This is a genomic window from Moraxella macacae 0408225, assembly GCF_000320365.1.
GTDB classification, from domain to species: Bacteria; Pseudomonadota; Gammaproteobacteria; order Pseudomonadales; family Moraxellaceae; genus Faucicola; species Faucicola macacae.
Window position 1 is genome coordinate 394,726 of sequence record NZ_ANIN01000002.1, and the last position, 21,654, is coordinate 416,379.

General features: G+C 39.1%; 17 protein-coding genes. 7 read left to right on the top strand and 10 right to left on the bottom strand.

The genetic code is table 11. From position 1 onward, the window contains the following. Positions 1-41: 41 nt before the first annotated feature. Positions 42-1,127 carry a tRNA preQ1(34) S-adenosylmethionine ribosyltransferase-isomerase QueA gene (gene queA, locus MOMA_RS07320; protein WP_152411813.1) on the top strand — a complete coding sequence of 362 codons (1,086 nt, stop codon included), beginning with the start codon at positions 42-44 and terminating at the stop codon, positions 1,125-1,127. Positions 1,128-1,380: 253 nt separating this feature from the next. Continuing rightward, positions 1,381-1,797: a diacylglycerol kinase gene (locus MOMA_RS07325; protein WP_009501886.1), complete on the top strand. Its 417-nt coding sequence runs from the start codon at positions 1,381-1,383 to the stop codon at positions 1,795-1,797. Between the two features lie 35 nt (positions 1,798-1,832). Here MOMA_RS07325 and MOMA_RS07330 read toward each other — a convergent pair whose 3' ends face one another. Next, entirely contained in the window at positions 1,833-2,762 is a 930-nt protein-coding gene (locus MOMA_RS07330) for a TerD family protein (protein WP_009501887.1), read from the bottom strand. A 321-nt stretch (positions 2,763-3,083) separates the two neighbouring features. Between MOMA_RS07330 and MOMA_RS07335 the strand changes: the two genes are divergently transcribed. Further along, positions 3,084-3,980: a substrate-binding periplasmic protein gene (locus MOMA_RS07335; RefSeq protein ID WP_009501888.1), complete on the top strand. Its 897-nt coding sequence runs from the start codon at positions 3,084-3,086 to the stop codon at positions 3,978-3,980. 62 nt (positions 3,981-4,042) lie between these two features. Here MOMA_RS07335 and MOMA_RS09600 read toward each other — a convergent pair whose 3' ends face one another. From MOMA_RS09600 to MOMA_RS07350, 3 genes are read right to left on the bottom strand one after another with little or no spacing between them, the layout of a single operon-like run. Next, positions 4,043-4,564, bottom strand: coding sequence for a hypothetical protein (locus MOMA_RS09600; protein WP_152411814.1), 522 nt, complete (start codon positions 4,562-4,564; stop codon positions 4,043-4,045). 55 nt (positions 4,565-4,619) lie between these two features. Next, positions 4,620-5,522, bottom strand: coding sequence for a bifunctional demethylmenaquinone methyltransferase/2-methoxy-6-polyprenyl-1,4-benzoquinol methylase UbiE (gene ubiE / locus MOMA_RS07345; RefSeq protein ID WP_009501890.1), 903 nt, complete (start codon positions 5,520-5,522; stop codon positions 4,620-4,622). Between the two features lie 9 nt (positions 5,523-5,531). Further along, positions 5,532-6,236 (bottom strand): FFLEELY motif protein, encoded by a 705-nt coding sequence (locus MOMA_RS07350; protein ID WP_009501891.1) that lies wholly within the window; start codon positions 6,234-6,236, stop codon positions 5,532-5,534. A 340-nt stretch (positions 6,237-6,576) separates the two neighbouring features. On the opposite strand from MOMA_RS07350, the gene MOMA_RS07355 reads away from it, so the two are divergent. Further along, positions 6,577-8,445 carry a SurA N-terminal domain-containing protein gene (locus tag MOMA_RS07355; RefSeq protein ID WP_009501892.1) on the top strand — a complete coding sequence of 623 codons (1,869 nt, stop codon included), beginning with the start codon at positions 6,577-6,579 and terminating at the stop codon, positions 8,443-8,445. A 189-nt stretch (positions 8,446-8,634) separates the two neighbouring features. Here MOMA_RS07355 and MOMA_RS07360 read toward each other — a convergent pair whose 3' ends face one another. After that, a complete protein-coding gene (locus tag MOMA_RS07360) occupies positions 8,635-9,828 on the bottom strand; it encodes an amino acid aminotransferase (protein ID WP_009501893.1) in 1,194 nt (397 codons plus the stop codon). A 171-nt stretch (positions 9,829-9,999) separates the two neighbouring features. Next, on the bottom strand, positions 10,000-11,412 hold the full coding sequence (gene cysS / locus MOMA_RS07365) for a cysteine--tRNA ligase (protein WP_009501894.1): 1,413 nt from the start codon (positions 11,410-11,412) through the stop codon (positions 10,000-10,002). Positions 11,413-11,641: 229 nt separating this feature from the next. Between cysS and recJ the strand changes: the two genes are divergently transcribed. The 3 genes from recJ to cysE all read left to right on the top strand — a co-directional run bounded on the left by recJ (position 11,642) and on the right by cysE (position 15,843). Beyond that, positions 11,642-13,450: a single-stranded-DNA-specific exonuclease RecJ gene (recJ, locus tag MOMA_RS07370; RefSeq protein ID WP_009501895.1), complete on the top strand. Its 1,809-nt coding sequence runs from the start codon at positions 11,642-11,644 to the stop codon at positions 13,448-13,450. A gap of 122 nt (positions 13,451-13,572) precedes the next feature. Beyond that, positions 13,573-14,733 carry a radical SAM family heme chaperone HemW gene (hemW, locus tag MOMA_RS07375; RefSeq protein WP_009501896.1) on the top strand — a complete coding sequence of 387 codons (1,161 nt, stop codon included), beginning with the start codon at positions 13,573-13,575 and terminating at the stop codon, positions 14,731-14,733. A 171-nt stretch (positions 14,734-14,904) separates the two neighbouring features. Beyond that, positions 14,905-15,843, top strand: coding sequence for a serine O-acetyltransferase (cysE, locus tag MOMA_RS07380; RefSeq protein WP_009501897.1), 939 nt, complete (start codon positions 14,905-14,907; stop codon positions 15,841-15,843). Positions 15,844-15,882: 39 nt separating this feature from the next. On the opposite strand, the gene MOMA_RS07385 is transcribed toward cysE, so the two are convergent. The 4 genes from MOMA_RS07385 to MOMA_RS07400 all read right to left on the bottom strand — a co-directional run bounded on the left by MOMA_RS07385 (position 15,883) and on the right by MOMA_RS07400 (position 21,357). Further along, a complete protein-coding gene (locus MOMA_RS07385) occupies positions 15,883-17,343 on the bottom strand; it encodes a S41 family peptidase (protein WP_009501898.1) in 1,461 nt (486 codons plus the stop codon). 76 nt (positions 17,344-17,419) lie between these two features. Continuing rightward, positions 17,420-19,006 (bottom strand): 2,3-bisphosphoglycerate-independent phosphoglycerate mutase, encoded by a 1,587-nt coding sequence (gene gpmI, locus MOMA_RS07390; RefSeq protein ID WP_009501899.1) that lies wholly within the window; start codon positions 19,004-19,006, stop codon positions 17,420-17,422. 124 nt (positions 19,007-19,130) lie between these two features. Then, entirely contained in the window at positions 19,131-20,285 is a 1,155-nt protein-coding gene (locus tag MOMA_RS07395; protein ID WP_009501900.1) for a dihydroorotase, read from the bottom strand. Further along, positions 20,251-21,357 (bottom strand): aspartate carbamoyltransferase catalytic subunit, encoded by a 1,107-nt coding sequence (locus MOMA_RS07400; protein WP_009501901.1) that lies wholly within the window; start codon positions 21,355-21,357, stop codon positions 20,251-20,253. The genes MOMA_RS07395 and MOMA_RS07400 overlap by 35 nt, the downstream gene beginning before the upstream one ends. Positions 21,358-21,654: the final 297 nt, after the last annotated feature.

The window sequence follows — 21,654 nt, forward strand, 5'->3', positions numbered from 1 at the left end:
AATGCTTTTCAACAAAACAGTCAACCACAGTCAACCACATTATGAAACTTTCTGATTTTGATTACGATTTACCAAACGCCTTAATTGCGCGCTATCCACTTGCTGAACGTTGTGCTTCAAAACTGCTGTATGTAAATAGCCATGGTGATTTGCAAGATTTGGCATTTATCGATTTGCCAAATTTACTAAACCCTGGGGATTTAATCGTGTTTAATGACACCAAAGTCATGAAAGCACGCCTATTTGGACAAAAAGACACAGGCGGAGCGGTTGAGATTTTGGTGGAGCGGATTTTACCAAACGATAAAAATCACACCAACACTGCCTTATGTCATGTTAGATCGAGCAAAAGCCCAAAAATTAACCAAACACTGTATTTTGCCAACCAACAAGTAACTGCCACCATGCAAGGTCGATCGGATAATTTGTTTGTTTTGGTATTTAATCAGCCAATTTTGCCAGTGCTGGAGCAATTTGGCACACTACCCATTCCGCCCTATTTTGAACGCCCTGCCGATGACAATGACACAGATCGCTATCAGACTGTTTTTCACGATCCCAATAAATTAGCCAGTGTCGCCGCCCCTACCGCAAGTTTGCATTTTGATGCCAAAATTTTAACAAAATTAACAGCTAACGGCGTAAACACTGCGTTTGTTACGCTTCACGTTGGAGCGGGTACTTTTGCTCCTGTCAAAACCTTGGATATTTTACAGCACAAAATGCACAGCGAGTATGCAGAAATTTCCCAAACCACAGCAGATCTGATCAACCAAACCAAACGCCAAGGCGGAAAAATCATCGCCGTTGGCACAACCGTAACGCGCGTCTTAGAAACCGCCTTTCAAAAAACCGCAAGTTTTGCCAATCCCAATCTATCCGCTTGGACGGGTGATACGGATATTTTTATTTATCCATCTTACAAATTTGGCGTCATTGATCGCTTAATTACCAATTTTCATTTACCAAAATCCACTTTACTCATGCTTGTGTCAGCGTTTAATGGTACAAAAAATATCAAAAATGCATACCTTCATGCAACCAAAAACAATTACCGTTTTTTTAGTTACGGCGATGCAATGATTTTGGATAAACAGGCAATTTATGATGAAACCTTAAACACTTAATGCCAATTTACTCAACCATTACCCACAAGGAAAAACAGATCATGAATGCTTCAAACAATCCACAGGATCAGAAGAATAAGCAGAAGCAATCTTGGATTCAAGATTGGATCGACGCCGCAATAACAAACAGCAATCGCATGGCGACGGACGAGAACTATCGCCAGGAAGTCTCAAAACGAGCCACGCCGAGCAAAGAGGAAGTGCAAGCAACATTGGCGAGAAACCTGAAGACGACAAGCCTTGGATAAACACCATGAACCACCCAAACGAAAAGCAACCATTTCACCAACATTTGTCAGGTTACGCCCAACAAGCCAAAGGCACAACAGGGCTTTCTCGCATTATCAAAGCGGCCGGTTATTCGCGTGATGGTTTTTTAGCCGCGTATCGACATGAAGCTGCGTTTCGTCAAGTATTTTGGCTAAACTTAATCTTAATTGTCTTGTTATTTTTTATGCCTTTTTCGTTGCTTGTCAAAATGGTTTTGTTGTTTGCAAGTATTTTTTCTTTGGTGGTAGAACTGTTTAATACAGGGCTTGAGGCCGCGATTGACCATACTTCTACCAAACAGCACCCACTTGCCAAAATTGGTAAAGATGTTGGATCGGCTGCACAGTTTTTAGCCTTGTGCTTGTTGAGTGTTTTATGGTTGATGGCGTTGTTTGGTTAGTTTTTCTTAATAAACCAATAAATATCTTTAATAAACTAATGAGAATCACGAACCAATTGTTCGCTAATTTCTTGTTCAAAATCCGCTTGTCGGTAAGATTTTAAACCTTGCACTTGTTCAATCAAGCGCCAACTATCGGCAGAACGGCTAATTGTCGCAAGCCAAATTGCAGGTATGGGTTCTTTTATTTTTGGTAAATTGAGTTTTAAGATAACATTGCCCTCGTCATCGCTTAGCGTGCATTCACCTTGTTGAACTTGGTTTAACGCATGCCCTGTATAGGACGAAAGCACCAACACAACTTGATAAATATGAGGCGGAATACGAAATAAAAACAGTCCAAGGTTTTCCTGTTTTTCTTCAGTCAACACAGGCTTATCATCATTGCCTATCAATTCATCGCCCTGATAACGCACGGATTCCGCTTGATCGCGCACATTTTTAAACCACACGCGCTCTATCACCTCGCCATAACGATTGCACAACAAACAAGCCAAATCCAAATCCATTGACTGCTTGCGTTTTTTTAGCTGATTGATCAATCCTGATTTTAACACTTTGGTTTTCTGCCAATGCACACCAAATCGCCACTGCTTTAAACTTACCTCTAAACTTTCTACCGCTATGCCCGCTTGAGATAAATCCTCATTATCGTCAATTGCCAAAGTAGCGGTATGATCGATCAATTGACCGCTTTCACTTAAAATTTGATCATCGGTATAATGTTCGGTTGTAGAATCTGTGATTATGGGATCTGTGGTTGCAAGTGATGGATTTTGTTGACTGTTGTCAAAATTTGTTACAAAATCTTGGGCGTGTTCAGATTCAAACTGGGTGTTTAACACAGTGGTTTTTATCGTTGGGTGTTCTTTTTCCTCAATTTGTTGCAAAACTGCCATAATTTGTTGCGTATCTTGTTGTGCATCTTGGCGTTTTTCAATTTTTGATGTTTTATTGGTTGGCATAATCGTTCCAATTTTTATTAAATTTTATGTAAATTAATTTTTTAAAGTTGCTAATTTTTAATTACCGCTATAAATTGGCATTATTTTTCAATAAAAATATGATTTTTAAAGATTTTTTTTGGTTATTTTAACATGATTTTTTATAAAAAATTTGACAAAAAATGCTAAATTATGTTACTTTAGATAAGAAATTGTTGGCAATCTAAAATACTTGTTATTTCAAACACTTGTTAACAATTTTAAGGCGTATCTCTGTTTTTTTTATTTAGATTTTGTACTCAGAAATACGCCTTAATACTCTTATCTTATTAAAGGTTTCTTATGACATTTAAACACATTTATCAAAAATTGGCTCAAAAATTAGCTTTAGGGCTTGGCGTCATGACATTGGGTGCAAGTTTGGTCGGCATGGTAGGCTGCGATCAATCCACTACCAATGGGGGGGGTATGAAGGCTAACGAATCCCTCACACCAAACGACACAAAAACAACCACCGCAGAATCAAACACCACCAATCATGCCAAAATATTAAAAATTGCCATTAATACCAGTATGCCCCCATTTGTGTATCTCAACGACGTAGGCACGCCGATTGGCATTGATATCGATGTTATCAAAAGCATTGGCGAAAAACAAGGCTTTGGCGTAGAATTTTTCCCCATGCCATGGAAAAACCTATTTCCAAGCGTAGAAGCAGGCGAAACGGATTTGGCAATTTCAGGCATTTCGTTTAACGCAGATCGTAACCAAAAATACGGTTTAACCAAATCATACTTATATGTACCATCGGCAATTGTTTACAAAACCGATAACCCAAAATTTAAAGGCAAATCCGTAGCAAAACTTGAAGATTTAAAAGGTACAAAAGTCGGTGCGATGGAAGTTGCCAAACAAATGATCCAAATGGAAACCGTCGGCGGAAAAGAAAACAGCACCTACACCGACACGTCATTTTTGGCATTTAAAAAAGTACTAAACAATGAAATTGATGCAACCTTTGAAGACCGTCAATTGCTTGAATATTATGCCAAATCTTATCCAAAACATAAGCTAAAAATTGTCAGCTATGAAACCAAAGAAAACCCAGAATCACAACAAGTTATCATGACCAAAAAATCCAATCAGGAACTGTTAGACAAACTCAATCAAGGCATCGACGAATTGGTAAAATCAGGTGAATTAAAACGCATCGAAGAAAAATGGTTGAATGCACAATAACAAAATGTACATATTAACAAAATATTAACAAAATTATCTAGCATGGGTGAAATGATGAGATTTCACCCATTTTTTTGGGTTTGCTTTGCCAAAAAATCAGTCAAATTAGCCAGTTGGCTTGCCAATGGTAATCCGATGAGTGGCTGTAGTTTTGCGATGATATCAGGCTCAAAATTTGCCAACAGTTGTTCAACTTCTGCTAAAAATTGAGTTTCGGCTTCTTCGTTTGGATCAAATTCATCAGGGTAGATTTTGGGATATTTGCTTAGGCTATTTTGACGAATTTGGGTGAACAAATCCGCCAAATTTTTCGCAAAAATTGTCGCATTGGGCAAATTGGGCAAATGATGAGCCAAACCTTCAGCTTTGGACTCAAAAATTGCACTTTTTTGTAACACCGGTTCAAAACGAATACGCTTTTCATTAAACAAGACGTCAATTTTTAGCCGCGGTTCACCAATCACGATACGCAAGGTTTTGCCTGTTAATACTTGCAAATTTAACTGCGTAATTGGATCGCTTGCAATGGCGACATTGATAATTTTTTCAATCACAACAAGAGATAACACAGCCAACATAGTCATTTTGCCTTTTTGTAAGCACAGATTCTAGCACATTACGCACAAAGGTTTAAAAAACTCACTTTTTAAAACCGCGATGTACAGCCACAATACCACCGGTTAAATTGTGATAATCACAATTGACAAAACCTGCCTCTACCATCATAGATTTTAGCGTGCGTTGATCCGGATGCATGCGGATAGACTCTGCCAAATATTGATAACTTTCGCTGTCATTTGCTACGATTTTACCCATGAGGGGCAAAGCGGTAAACGAGTATAAATCATAGGCCTTAGAAAGTGGTTCAAACACAGGTTTAGAAAATTCAAGAACCAACAAACGTCCGCCTTTTTTTAACACACGATACATCGCACGCAAGGCTGCATCTTTGTCTGTAACATTGCGCAAACCAAAGCTAATCGTTACCAAATCAAAACTTTCATCAGCAAATGGTTCAAGATTTTCTGCATTGGCAAGCACAAAATCTACATTATTACAGCCTGCATTAATCAAACGCTCACGCCCAACCTCAAGCATAGCCTCGTTAATATCTGATAGCACCACATGCCCTGTGCGACCGACTTCTTTACTAAACACTTTTGCCAAATCCCCAGTTCCGCCTGCAATGTCCAGCACATTCTGCCCTGCTCGCACGCCTGTTAAACTAATGGCGTAACGCTTCCACAAACGATGAATGCCAAATGACATCAAATCGTTCATAATGTCATATTTTTTGGCAACCGAGGTGAAAACTTCGGCAACTTTTTCTTGCTTTTGTGATTTTTTTACCGTTTGATAACCAAAATGTGTCTCTTCATCACCATCGGTTTCGGCTGTGTGCGGATTATAAATCGCTGATTTATCAAAACCTGACAGCGTTGTTTCGCTTGATGATTGGTTAATTTGTTCGCGAGTTAATTGTTGTCCTTGCGGAGTTGATACTGGTAAATCCAAAGGATTGCTAAAATTTTGTTTGGTCATAATTTTGCCTTAAGACGACACTTGAAAAGGAGCGGTTTTTTGTGCGTAAATATTATCGATAATTTGTTGCTCTTTGGCACAAAACGGATCAATAAAATCCTTCATGTTTTTAATCGGCTTCATCGCCACAAAACCATCTTCAACAAACTGATACAAAACATCAAATCCATGTTTAAAAGCAAGCGGTTTTGCCATGTCAAAGGTTTTTTGCACCAAAAACGATTTTAAATGCTTTTGGGTAAACTCATATGTCAATGCCAAGTTTTTGAGTTGTTGCTCTCTTTCGGTTTTTGCGTTGACTGCTTGGTAAGCAATTATTATGTTTTCTTCATTGACTATTAAGTTATTTTGCAATAAATAGTTGGCAAGTTGCAGATCAAGCTCAAGTGCAAAAATCGCTTCTTTCACCCCCATAATCGCTGTTTCTAGGCTTTTTTGCGGAATAAATTTTTCAACTTTTTCACCTTTTTTTGCCATGCGTTCTAATTGTTTGGCAAGCAAATCAAATTTGTCGCCACCATACAATTGCTCAATTAAAAAATTTGCCATTAATTGGTTTTCAGGTTTGGTAAATAATGCTTGATGCGTTGTAAACAACCGCTGTCGTTGCCAAGTTTGCACCGCTTGTAAGGTTTGATTTAAATTGGCATGCTGATGATAATCCAACTGCCAAAATTGGGTTAAATTTTGCTGTAAATCGGCTAAAATACTCATAAAAACTCAATACTATCCATAAAAATTCAATGTAAATTTTGTCAAAACTAAAAAAAATAAACTAAAAAAGGAAAAATAAACTAAAAAAGGCATTTAGATTAAACCAATTTTACTAAAATTACAATGATAAAAATGATAAAATCGTGTTAAATTGTTATCAAAACCAGATAAACATCTAAATCAAAAAATTAATCCACACAATAAAACACGGCATTAAGCAAAAATTATGGTTATTCATAGCTTTTTTAACCAAAATAGATTAAAATGTTAAGTTAATTTTTTGACACTTACCGTTACAACAACTTAGTTAACAACTGTTTAATGAATAAAGCGAGCCAAAATGGAAGCATTACGAGCGTTTTTAAAAGGTTGGGTGGGAAAAGGGCTGCTCATTATATTTTTATTACCCTTAGTGATTACAGGTTTTGAGTCCATTGTGCATCAAGGCGATGATCCGAATGCAGTTGCCAAAGCAGGCGAGCAAGACATCAGTGCATCTGCCCTACAAAACATGGTAAATCAACGCCGCGAAAGTTTGCTAGAAAGCGTTAATGGCGATACAAGTTTAATTAATGACAATGCCCTGCGTAAACAAGTACTAAGTGGTTTGATTGATCGTGCGTTATTGTTGCAACAAGCCAAAAAGTTAGGCTTTACGGTTTCAGATGCAAGTTTGACCCAAATGCTTGTTATGCACCCAAGTTTTCAAGGGGCAGATGGTAAATTTTCCAATGAACAGTTTGGCAATTATTTGCGTTCGCAAGGCATTAATAAAGACCAGTTATTTGCACGTTTGCGTGATGATGAGACCATTTCTGCGTTTGGACGTGGCATTGTAACCACAGCAATTTTTGCCAATACAGGTGTGGAGCGTTTTATCGATATGCAAACTGAAGTGCGTCCGTTGTGGATTGCACGCCTTGATTGGCAAAATTTTGCCCCACAAGTCAGTCTATCCGATACTGAAATTAACAGCTACTACCAAAAAAATAAAGACAAACTTAACAGTGAAGAAATGTTGGATTTAAACTATTTGGTTTTGGATAAAAACAACCTCAACATTCCAGCACCAAGTGATCAAGAAATTGAGCAACAGTATCAACAATATTTGGCACAAACTGGCAACCAAACCAGTTACGAGGTTGCGATGATTTTGGTAAGTGGTGATACAGCCAAAACCACATTGGATAACGTAAAACAACAGCTCGATGCTAAAAAAGCCGATTTTGCCACGCTTGCCAAACAATACTCACAAGACGAAGGCAGTAAAAATGACGGCGGTAAAATTGGCACAATCAGCCAAAGCATGTTTCCCAATGATTTTGCCAAAATCCAAAATGCCTTGCAAGGCTTAAAAGTAGGCGATGTTACCGCCCCTATCCAAACCAATTACGGCCACCATCTGTTTCAGTTATTAAAAATAAACGGACAAAATCCACCAAGCCTAGACAGTGTAAAAGATCAATTAATTGAACAAATTAACACACAAAAACGCGAAAACACATACCAAGAATTGATCGGTAAAATCAACAACGATGCCGTATCAGGATCAAGCGTGGCAGAATTGGCAAGTCGTTATCATCTTGCCAGTCATAGCCTAAAAAATTACACCAAACTCAATAACAACAGCGAACTTAATCAACCCGCCGTAATTGCAGCAGCGTTTGAGCCAACTTTACTAAAAGAAGGCGGTACATCAGTGGGTATGGAATTGCCAAATCGTGTGGTATGGCTACAGCCAAGCAATTATCGTGATAAAAAACCGCTTAATCAAGCTGAAGCTACGCCCATTATCAAACAGCGCTTGACTGTCGAAAAAGCCAAAGACTTGGCATTAAAACAAGCTGAAACAATTGCCAAAACCATTACCGATGCCAAAAGTTTACAAAACGCACCAATTGCATTTCAAGATTTTGGGGTAACCAATCGCTTCAACCCTGCACTGTTAGATGAAGAGCGAAGTGCAGCATTTAGCAAGCCTGCCAATGACAACCAATTATCTGCAACAAGCCAAATTACCGAACAAGGTGCAAGTGTTATCGTCGGCGGTAAAATTAGCAATGACAATAGCCAAGTTGCCACCAAAATCCGTCAAGACACCGCCAAAATCATTCGTGATAATTTAGGCCAATCACAATATGAAGATTATTTGACATATTTAAAAGACACACACGATGTAAAAATCAAGCAGCAAAACTTAAACCCATAACATTGTATTAATTAATTTTATTAATAATTAATTTTATTAATCATTAATTGTATTAATCAATAAATTTATTAATCCATCTCAAAAAAAAAACAAAAAGGGCGTAAAATCAATTACGCCCTGAAATTACACCCTGATACGCTTATTCACCAACATTCATGGGTATTCACCAATTTGGTTTATGCCTTTGGTTTATGCCAAAACCGTTGCCATAGCATTGGCCACATAGTCAATATTGCCAGAATTTAACCCTGCCACACACATGCGTCCATTTGACACCATGTACACCGCAAATTCGTCTTGGAGGCGTTGTACTTGATCAGGGGTTAAGCCTGTAAAGCTAAACATACCTTGCTGAGTGGTTAAATACGCAAAACTCTTACCCGATACTTTTGCTTCTAACACATCACGCAGTTTGGTGCGCATTTCACGGATACGATCGCGCATGGTATAAACCTCGCCTACCCATTCACCAAACAAGGTTTCATCATTCATCACAATATCCACTACATGACCGCCGTGGCTGGGTGGACTGGAATAAATACGGCGAACCGTAAATTGGAGTTGTCCTTGCACCAGTTTTGCTTCATCGGCCGTTGGACAAACCACGGATAAACCGCCAACACGCTCACCATATAATGACAAGTTTTTTGAAAATGAATTACTCACAAAAAACGCCAAATCCAAATCCACTGCCTTGCAAATTGCATAGACATCAGAGTCCATATCCTGTCCAAAACCTTGATATGCAATATCCATAAACGCAATTAAAGCTTTGGATTTAACCACATCTAACACTTTATCCCACTGTTCACAAGTTAAATCCACACCTGTCGGATTATGACAACAAGGGTGAAGAAGCACCACGTCATTTTTGTTTAAGCCGTTCAAAAACGCCAACATTTCGTCAAATTTTATGCCATTGGTCGCCGGATCATAATAAGGATATTCCTCAACTTCAAAACCTGCCCCTGCAAAAATACCAATATGATTGCCCCATGTTGGCTTACTCACATAGCATTTGGCCGTAGGAAACCAAGCGTGAATAAAGTCTGCACCCACTTTTAACGCTCCCGATCCACCAATCGTTGCGATCGTTGCAACACGGTTGTCGGTTAGGATTTTTGCATCTTTACCAAACAACAAATGTTGGCAAGCCGTGCGATAACCAACCAAGCCGTCCATCGGCAAATAAGGACGCGGTTTTGGCGGATTGGCAATTTGACTCTCGGCTTTTTTGACTGATTCAAGCACAGGCAATTTGCCCTCGTCATCATAATATACGCCAACACCAAGGTTAACTTTGTTTGGACGATCGTCTTTGGCAAATTTTTCCATCAAACTCAAAATCGGATCGCCTGCATAGTATTCAACATGATTAAACATAATAATTCCTTGCTTTTTTAGATAACATTTTTAGTTTAGATAACATTTTTAGCTGAATTAGCATAAACCACGACAGTAAAAAATACAATATTTTTTAAAATTATTTTTTTAAAATTTTTGCAAAAACTGCTGTACTTTCTTACTTTGTCTTTTTGCTTTAACCTTCTTAATCTAAATTCGACGCCACATCGTGCCTGCACGGCTATCTTCTAATTCAATGCCTTGGGCGTTTAACTCATCGCGAATTTGATCTGCCAGGGTAAAGTTTTTGTCAATTTTGGCTTGTGTGCGAGCATCAATTTTTGCCAAAATTTCAGTTTCTGACAAACCATCAGCATTTAAACTTTTTTGCAAAAATTCATTAGGCCCAGCTTGAGCAATATTTAGTGGCTCTGCCAAAGTTTTTAAAATTTTTGCCAAATGTTTGGATTTATCAAGTTCATTATTTTTAAACGCTTTATTAATTTCACCCACAAGCTGAAATAAAACGCTTAACGCTTTTGGTGTGTTAAAGTCATCATGCATTGCACGGCTAAATGCTTGTCCATAGTCGCTTTGCCAAACACACTCATCGATGATAATTTCATCATCATGAAACAATTTTAACGCATGATATAAACGGCTTAAACTGGCATGGGCTTCTTTTAAGGCCGTATCAGAAAAGTTAATCGGACTTCTGTAATGACTTGACAACATAAAAAAGCGAATAACCTCGGCATGAAAATCCTTTAACACATCACGAATGGTAAAAAAATTGTTTAAGGATTTACTCATTTTTTCACCATCAACATTGACAAAACCAACATGCAACCAATTATTGGCATAAGGTTTTTGAGTTGCCCCCTCACTTTGGGCAATTTCATTTTCGTGGTGCGGAAATTGTAAATCATGCCCTCCGCCATGAATGTCAAAATTATCCCCTAAGCAACAAGTACTCATAGCCGAACATTCAATATGCCACCCTGGCCTGCCTTGACCAAATGGGCTTTGCCATTTTGTTTCATCAGGTTCGGACTCTTTGGCAGATTTCCACAACACAAAATCAAATGGATTTTGTTTGTCATCAGCCGTATCAACCCGTATCCCAGCTTGCATATCCGCCAAACGGCGTTTGGATAATTTGCCATAATCAGCAAAATTTTCCACTTTATAATACACATCACCGCTATCGCCTTGATAAGCAAGTTGTTTGTTTTGTAACGTTGTTATCATGTTTAGCATTTGAGGAATGTAATCGGTAGCTTTTGGCTCGTGCGTTGGCCTCAAACAGCCCAAATTATCGGCATCTTCGTGCATAGCCTTGGTAAATCGCTCGGTTAAAGTAAAGATACTTTCACCATTTTCGCCAGCACGCTTGATAATTTTGTCGTCAATATCGGTAATGTTACGCACATAATTCACCTGATAAAAACGCGAAAGCCAACGATAAATCACATCAAAACTTACCATCACGCGAGCATGTCCAATATGACAATAATCATACACTGTCATACCACAAACATACAACCCAACTTTACCATCTTCAATCGGAGTAAATGGGCGTTTTTTGGCGGTTAACGTATCATAAAGATGTAAATCACTCATAAGGCAAATAACTCATAAACTTAAAAGAACAAAAATTAAATGCATTATAATAACCAATTTTTAATAAAAATGCCAATTTTTATACACTTTGTTTGATTAATTTTTGATGAATTGTTGTTCATTTGCATAATTTTACTTGCTTTTTTTGGCAAATTTTTAGATCATAGCATCTTTTTGATCATGCTTACTTTTGACAACACGCACAATTTAACAACACGCACAAAAAACCATGCTAAAACTTACGCCACGCATAGATAATGACAAATTTTTGCAACAATTATCGACAACATTATACCAATTAGCCCCACTCGCCAAACAATCCACAACCTTAGCCAGGGTTTTGGCAGGGCGAGGGGTAATTGCACCAACTGAACTGGACATGGATTTGGGTGCGTTATTGCCTGCCAATCAATTGTTGGGTATTGATCGTGCCGTCGCTTTACTGGATTTTGCTATTGACAATCAACAAAAAATTTTAATCATTGGTGATTTTGACTGTGATGGGGCAACCAGTACCGCCTTAATGGTGCGTGTATTACAAGCAATGGAGGCAAAGGTTGATTTTTTAGTGCCTGACCGTTTTAAATATGGCTATGGCTTAACTCCAAAAATCGTGGATTTAGGTGTTGCAAGCTATCAGCCTGATTTGATTGTTACGGTGGATAATGGCATTTCCAGTCATGCCGGCGTAGAACGTGCCAAACAACACGGCTTAACCGTGATTATCACCGATCACCATTTAACCACAAAAGCCATACCAAATGCCGATGCCGTGGTTAACCCCAATCAGCCTGGCTGTGGTTTTGCTAGTAAATCGTTAGTGGGTGTTGGTGTGGCGTTTTATGTGCTAGGAAGTTTGGCAAAAATCCGCCGTCAACAACAAAAAACCAGCGTCCAAGTGAGTAAATATTTGGATTTGGTGGCATTAGGCACGATTGCCGATGTGGGGTTTTTGGATCAAAACAACCGGATTTTGGTACATCATGGACTCATTGCTATCCGAAAAAAGCGGTGTTGCGTGGGTATTTTGGCACTACTAGAACAAGCAAGCAGACAGCCTTGTGAAATGACCGCACAAGATTTTGGTTTTATCCTAGGCCCACGGATTAATGCCGCAGGGCGTATGGACAATATGCGAGTTGGCATTGAATGTTTGTTAAGCGATGATTGGCAACAGGCAAATGAATTGGCTGTTAAGTTAAATAAATTAAACCTTGAGCGCCGTCAAGTAGAACAAAACATACAAGAACAGGCTGGCGTTATTTTGCAAAATCAATCGTTAACCACAGATAACAAAACAACAGACAGCAAAACCGCGGACAGCAAAAATCCAACAACCAAACGCAGCATTATTTTATACCAAGATGACTGGCATCAAGGTGTCATTGGTATCGTCGCAGGGAGACTGAAAGAAAGTCATCATTTGCCTGCAATTGTGTTTGCCCCTGCAAGCCTTGATGCTGTAGGTGAAAATGATTTAATCAAAGGTTCAGCAAGATCCATCGCCGGTATCCATATCCGCGATGCGATCGAAAGTGTTGCAGAAACTTACCCTGAATTAATCACTCATTTTGGTGGCCATGCAATGGCTGCAGGACTTAGCATTGAAAAACGTCATTTTGGTGCGTTTTGTGATGCGTTTGAGGCAGTGTTAAGCGAACTGGATCCTGGTGTTTTTGAAGAAAGTTTGCTAACCGATGGCAATTTATTACCAGAAGATTTTAACACACAATTTGTAGATTTTATTAATAATTTAACGATTTGGGGGCATGGTTTTATGCCACCGATTTTTGATAACGTGTTTATCATACAAGATTTTCGGATCTTAAAAGAAAAACATCTAAAACTTTGGCTAAGTCTTACAGATGTGGTTTTTAACATTGAGGCAATTTGGTTTAATGCCGATTTTGCACAATTTAATCCGCACGACATTAAAGTTGGCATAAGCCAAGTGCATTTATTATTTAGCCTTAACAACAATGAATTTAACAAACAAATCAAATTGCAATTATTGATTAAAAAAGCAGTACTGGTTTAACCCAATATCATTCATTTAGTATCATTCATTTAGTATCATTAATCCAGTACTATTAATTTAGTATCACCAATAAATTACATAACCACTACTTAATTTAATGCCAAAATTTTAACGCCACAGTCATGCCAACAAACACTTTAAATATCAACAAAATCCCACTATCGTTATACATTCACATTCCTTGGTGCATCAAAAAATGCCCATATTGTGATTTTAATTCGCACCAACCTAAAAGCGTGATTGATTTTAACGGCTACGTGCGTTGCTTGCTAAACGATTTAGACGGCCAACTTGCATGGGTACAACAGCGTGAAATTACGTCAATTTTTATCGGCGGTGGCACGCCTTCATTGTTACCGATCAAACAATATCGCCAGTTATTTTATGGCATAAAATCACGCTTAACATTGGCAAATGACTGTGAAATTACCATGGAAGCCAACCCTGCCACAGTAGAACACGCCCCTTTTGTTGACTATTTAGCCACAGGAATTAACCGTTTATCGCTTGGGGTACAAAGTTTTGACAGTGAAAAATTACAGGCACTTGGGCGGATACACAACCGACAACAAGCAATCACTGCAATTAAAAACGCCAAACAAGCAGGGTTTACTCACCTAAATATTGACTTAATGCACGGTTTGCCTAATCAAAATTTAAACCAAGCATTGGACGATTTACACCAAGCGGTGGATTTGGGTATTGCACATTTGTCTTGGTATCAGCTTACCATCGAACCCAATACGATTTTTTATCGCAACACGCCAATTTTACCAGAAGATGATGTTTTAATTGATATTTTTGAGCAAGGATCTAAATTTTTACTTAACAATTATTTTAGTCAATACGAAGTATCTGCTTGGACATCTGAAAATAATCCACAGCCTTGTCGACACAATATGAATTATTGGCAATTTGGAGATTATTTGGCAATTGGAGCAGGCGCACATGGCAAAATCAGCACGCCTGATGGGATTTTTCGCTTTAACAAATCTCGCCTGCCAAAAGATTATGCAAGCAATCAAGCAACAATTGGTTGGCAAAAAATCCACAACGATGACATGGCATTTGAGTTTATGATGAATGGACTGCGCCTAAAAAAAGGCATAGCAAAACATTATTGGCAAGAACGCACAGGACAAGACTGGCAAGCAATTGCACCAACTTTGTCAAAATTACAGCAACAAGGCTTAATGCACATTGATGATGCTATTTATGGCAATATTCAATGCAGTGATAAGGGTTTTTTATTTTTAAATCAAGTCTTAACAGAATTTTTATAAACGATTTTATAACAACCTTGTCAATTCAATATTGAATACAAGTTTTTTTATCGTCATAGTTTTGCTATAATAATGTTTTGCTTGTGATTATACATTGACAAATAATTATACATTGACAAACCAAATACTATTAATACTATTTTTACCGAACCTTATTTTTGAGAAAAAGCCATGTTTTCAGTACCAAAACTCAAAACCGCCCTTAGCAACTTTCGTCGCGAAATTAAAGAAGATGTCCAAGCTGTATTTGAACGCGATCCGGCCGCACGCAATACGGCTGAAGTGCTGTTGACTTATCCTGGGGTGCATGCCATTATTTTGCACCGCATCGCCCATATGGTTTGGCATGCCGATCAAAAAGGTTTGGCACGTTTTATTTCCTTTGGCAATCGCTTTTTAACAGGCATTGAAATTCACCCTGCAGCAAAAATTGGACGCAGATTTTTTATTGATCACGGTATGGGCGTGGTCATTGGTGAAACCGCTGAAATTGGTGATGATGTAACCTTGTATCACGGTGTAACCTTAGGCGGCGTTTCACTCAACGCAGGCAAACGCCACCCAACGTTAGAAGATGGTGTGGTGGTTGGAGCAGGTGCAAAAGTACTGGGCGGTTTTAATGTCGGTAAATATGCCAAAATTGGCTCCAACGCCGTGGTTGTCAAAGAAGTACCCGCTGGAGCTACCATGGTTGGCAATGCCGCCAGACTTATTCAAGAAAAAAATTTGGCAGAAAAAGTCGGACTTGACAGCTTGGTTAGCAACAATCCTGTAAGCCCCAAACATCACGAAAAACCAAACGATAAACCTTGTCAAAACGCTACAAACGCAAACGATGCCAAACAGCCAAGCAATAACCCTGATTTTAGCCAATTTACCAAAGCGTTTCATCAATATGGCATTGATCCAAACACACAAGATCCTGTGGCATTGAGTTTTATCAAAATGCTAGAACACATTCGTCAATCCGAAGCACGGCTTGATGAATTACAAAATGCAATTTGTCGCCTTGATCCAACTTTTTGCAAAAAAGACTACCCAAAACTACAAGCAACAGATTTAGACGCGGTTGATCCACAGCTACTAACAACCACCAAGAACAAATACTAAGCTAGCAACCACGCCTTAGTTTTGTGGCATTTGCTTGTGTCAAAATTCCTGTACATTCGGTGTATTGTGCAACTGATAAAAAGTGGGGCGACTGGTCTGTAACATTTGTTGCAACACTTGGTTTTCCCACATTTTTTCACCATTTTTCAACTCAACATCGGCTTTAACGCCCACGCCGTCAATTTGTCGCCCTTTGCCTGAATAATAATGAGCTACGGTTAATTTTACCGCTTCGTTATCATTGACAGGTATGATGCTTTGAATTGAACCTTTGCCATAACTGGTTTCACCGTAGATTTTGGCACGTTGGTTTTCTTGCAAGGCACTTGCCAATACCTCGGCGGCCGAGGCTGAATAACGGTTTTGAATCACCGCCAACGGTACATTGGCAAGGCGGGCGTTATGATAGGTTTTCATGGTTTCTTGCAAGCCATTGCGATTTTTGATTTGCACCAACATTTTATTGTTCATAAACAAACTTGCCACATCATTGGCAGATGACAACACACCACCTGGATTATTACGCACATCTAAAATCACCGCATTAAACGGCTCTTCTAGCCCTGCAATTGCACGCATAACTTGTTGCAAGGTGTTGTTTTGAAATACAGGAATTTGTACAATAACCACGCCTTGATCCATGCGAGCTTGCACCGATTGTTGTTCTACCAAATTGCGCTGTACATTCACACTGTGCTTACGCCTACCCTTGTCAGAAATTGTCAATTTTAAACTTGTGCCTGCAATGCCCGATAAAACCTGTTCAATGTCTTGTTGGGTTTGTTCATCGTTTAATTTGTTGTCATTGATTTGGTGCAAATAATAACCCGGCTGAATGCCTGCTTGATCGGCGGGTGAATTGGCTAAGACATCATCAAACACCCACATTTTTTCATCTGGGTGATAGCTAACTTGTACGCCAATACTACCGACATCGCCCTCGGTAAACAAGCGTAAATTTTCAAACGCCTTGGCATCTAAATATTCAGAATAAGGATCGAGCCTTGTTAACACACCGTTCATCGCATTAACAAACAATTGTTCATCATCAACCGTTTCCACATAATCTTGGCGCACAACATCAATCATTTTGACAAATTTGGCAATGGTTGATGGTGCAATTGCACCAAGCGGTATGTTGGCCGCCTGTCCGATATCAGGATTTTCTTCGGCAATTTGGGCAAGTTTATCCACATCAACCTCAGACAAATCAGGCACAAAACCTAAATCATCAGCGATCTCCACCTCGCCGCCGTCATCTGCTTCATTTGGTACTTTTGCTTCATTTGGTATTTCGGCAACAATTGGCGTTGTAGTAGCAATTGGCGTTGTAGCAAAAATTGGCATCGTGGTAGCAGATGGATTGGCAAATACAGTTTGACAAAAAACTGGCAATAACAAAATCCAACCCTTTATAAATTTTAAAGATTTAAGTTTTAAGGGCTTCAGGGTTAAGGTTTTTTGGCAAAAAATGCACGGTTTGGTTACAAGTTTTGGCATAAAATTATCCGTTTTTGTCAAATTTTATCAACAATTAAATTATCAACAATTAAACTTAGTTAAAAAATAATTAAACTTAGTTAAAATTTAACAAGGTTTCGCCTGTCATTTCGCTTGGTTTTTCAAGCCCCATTAATGCCAAAATCGTCGGTGCAATATCGGATAATTTACCGCCTTGACGCACGCTTACGGTGCTTGGTGTGGCATTTTCGTGAATATAAATCAGTGGCACAAGTTCTGTGGTGTGCTGCGTGTGAACCTGACCATTGTCATAATCCAACATTTGTTCACAATTACCGTGATCGGCAGTAATCAACAAATGTCCATGATTGGCAAGCACCGTATTGGCTATTTTGCCAATGCAACTGTCCAAAGCCTCAACCGCCTTAACCGTCGCTAAAAACACGCCAGTATGTCCAACCATATCACCATTGGCGTAATTGACAATCAACACATCATAATCACCTGAATCGATCGCATTTTGCAATTGTTCAGTAACCTCAAACGCACTCATTTCTGGCTTTAAGTCATAAGTAGCAACCTTAGGCGAGTCGATCAAAATCCGCGTCTCGCCTTGATATTCTTGCTCACGCCCGCCACTAAAGAAAAAAGTAACGTGGGCGTATTTTTCGGTTTCAGCAATGCGCAGTTGAGTTTTGTTGTGATTTTGTAAAAATTCGCCCAAAGTATTGGTAAGTTTGGCAGGCATAAACGCGGTATTGATTAGTGCATTGTTTTGCAATTCATCGGAATATTTGGTTAGCATGACAAAACGGCTAATTTTTGGTTGTGCAATACGCACAAATCCTGCAAAATCATTTTCTACCAAGGCTTGGCTAATTTGCCTTGCTCTATCAGCCCGAAAATTCATAAAAATCACGCTGTCATTGTCGTTGATTTTGCCAAAATCATTTGGTTTTTCTGCATACTGAATAAAGGTGGGCTTAACAAATTCGTCGGTTTCATCATTTTCATATGCCTGTTGTATCGCATCAGTGCTTGAGTTTGCCACACGATCGGCTTTTGCCAGTGTTAACAAATCATACGCTTGTTGCACCCTATCCCAACGCTTATCCCTGTCCATGGCAAAATACCGCCCAATCACACTTATCACATAGGCATTGCCTGCGTATGTATGATTTAGTTTATCTAAACTTTTTTGAAAAATTGCTAAATAATGATCGGCACTTTTTGGAGGCGTGTCGCGTCCATCTAAAAATGCATGCACAAACACTTTATCCATGCCTTGCTGTAACGCCAATTCACACATTGCAACCAAATGATCTTGGTGTGCATGAACGCCACCGTCAGACAACAAACCCATAACATGCACATTGGCTGATTTTTGTTTGGCTATCTGTACCGCTTCTAGCAGCACCGTATTGTCAAAAAAAGTTTTTTCGCGGATTTCTTTATGGATACGCGTTGAGTCTTGATACAACACACGCCCTGCCCCCAAATTCATATGTCCAACTTCCGAGTTGCCAAACTGCCCATCAGGCAATCCAACATCTTCACCCGAACCTGAGATTAAACCGTGCGGATAGGTTTGGTAAATTTTGTCTAAATTTGGGGTATTGGCATGGGCGATCGCATTGTCTTTTGAATCTTCGCGATGTCCAAAACCGTCTAAAATCATCAATACGTGTGGAATTTTTTTCATGCTTTTACTCATTTTTTGGTTTTACTTTGTTCTTGATAAACAATTATATTATTGATAAACAATTGTTTATTAACAATTGTTGATAAATGATGACAAAATTGTCAATTATAGCAGATTTTGATGGTTAATCAAAAAACACCTGCTCTACTTTACCCACCAATGTTTGGTTAATAAACGGTGTGTTTTTGCCATGCGAGGTTAAATTGTCATGATTGACTGTCCATGCCAAAGCCGGATTTACCAAAATCGCCCCATGCGTGTTGTCAATATTGGCAATTTTGGCCGGATTGATTGAAATTTTTTCAACCAGTTGTTTGGCGGTTAAAATGCCGTCATTGACAAGTTTTACGCCCAAGGCCATAAAAGTGTCAAAACCATTAATCCCTGCCACACTGTCAGCAAAAGGGGCTTTTTTGGCGGTTAAATTCACAGGCTCGTGATGACTGCAAATTGCATCAATTGTGCCATCTTGTAAGCCTTTAAGCAGTGCTTTTTGGTCAGTATTGGATCGCAAAGGAGGAATGACATAAGCAAGCGTGTTATAGCCGTCTATCGCATCATCGGTTAAGTGCAATTGATGCATAGCAACATCGCAGGTAACTGGTAAGCCCTTTGCCTTAGCGTTACGAATCAGTTCAATCGATGATCTACAGCTTAACTGGCTAAAATGTGCCGTTACATCGGTTTCTTCTACAATCAACAACTGCTTGGCAAGTGCGACGGTTTCAGCAATCCACGGAATGCCCATCAGGCCGTGATAGCTTGCGACATAGCCGTCATGGGCAACGCCGTTTTTGGATAGACTTGGTTCATTGGGATAAAAAAACACTTTAATGTCAAAAGTTTTGGCATATTCTAAAGCACGAAGCAACACATCGTCATTTGCAAAACCACAGCGTCCATTAGATACTGCAACGGTTTTGTTTTTTAAACTTGCGATATTGGCAAGTTTTTCACCATTGAGATTTTGGGTTAATGCACCGATAAAGTGCAAATTTATGCCATGCTCGGATGCTTTTTTTGCCAAATCATCAAGCACAGACACATTGTCAAGCGGTCTTTCATAAGTTGGCGGTGTACAAACGTGTAAAAAACCGTTCGCTTTGGCAGATTGACTTTCAGTTTTGATACTGGCGTGTTCGTTATCGGCAATCACCCCACACAAATCCACAAGGGGCGGTAACAACCATTTGCCTTTTGTATTTGGCATAGCTGTGTCTGGCATATTTGACAAGTTGGTTACATCAAAAGTATGGTGATCGCAAAGTAGATTTTGCATGTTTTGTCCTTGTTATTACTGTTTTGTTAATTGGCGGTTTTGTTAAATTAGTGGTTTGGTTAAGTTGGCATTTGGGCTGACCATTGGCTTGTTTTTGCCCCATCATTGCCATTGCCATCACCGCCATACGCACAGCAATGCCATTATTAACCTGCTTTAAAATAACCGATTGCACCCCATCTGCCACATCAGAGGCAATTTCTACTCCGCGGTTCATAGGACCAGGGTGCATGACAATTGCCTGAGGGCTGGCCAGTTTTAACCGCTCATTGGTAATGCCATACATTTTAAAATATTCAGCAGTAGACGGTAATAAAGGCGATCCAATGCGTTCATTTTGAATGCGTAAACCAATGAGTACATCTGCTCCTGCTACACCTTGTTCCATTGCATTAAAAACAGACACGCCATAACGTTCAATGCCTTTTGGCAATAAGGTTTTTGGAGCAACAACGCGGATATCCTTAACTCCAAGTGTCTGCAAGGCATTAATGTTAGAACGTGCCACACGACTGTGTTTTACATCACCAATAATAGCAACCGACAATTGTTCAAAGGGTTTTTTTGCTTCGCGGTAAATGGTTAGCATATCCAACATTGCCTGCGTTGGGTGAGCATGTTGACCATCACCTGCATTAATTACGGCAACTTTTGGACAAACTTGACTTGCCATAAAATGCATTGCCCCGCTAGATGAATGACGCACCACAAACATATCAGCCGTCATCGCTTGCAAATTCCACAACGTATCAGCAAGACTTTCACCCTTAGAAGTAGAAGATTTGGCAATATCAAGACTGATCACATTGGCTCCAAGGCGTTTTTGAGCAACTTCAAAAGTCGTTCGAGTGCGTGTGGAATTTTCAAAAAACAAATTCATCACCGTTATCCCTGCCAGTTCATCGGAATTTTTAATCTTTCCATCGCCCAACAAATAACCGTTCGCTTTTTCAATAATCTGCATTAACAGATCACGACTTAAACCCTCCACACTTAAAAAATGCTTTAATTGTCCATCATGAGTAAGCTGTGGCAACGATTGGGAATGATGAAGATTTGCGGTTAAACGCATGATGATTTTCCTTTTTGTCAAATGAGCATTAAAAAACAAATTGCACCATTTTAACAAAAATTTGGATTTTAAGATACCAAAACCGTCAAGTTTTTGCAAAGTTTGTATGTTTTTAAGAAGTGTTTTTAAATTTGTTAACGTAGATTTATAAAAATATCTTAGGTGTGATATTGGAATGTTTAGACGATTGTCCAAACTTAGCTGTCAAAACTCTAAGCTGTCAAAACTAAGCGGTTATGATTGGTGGTTTTTAAACAGGTTTTTAAAACCAAGTGTGTTAAAATCAAGCTAAAGTTT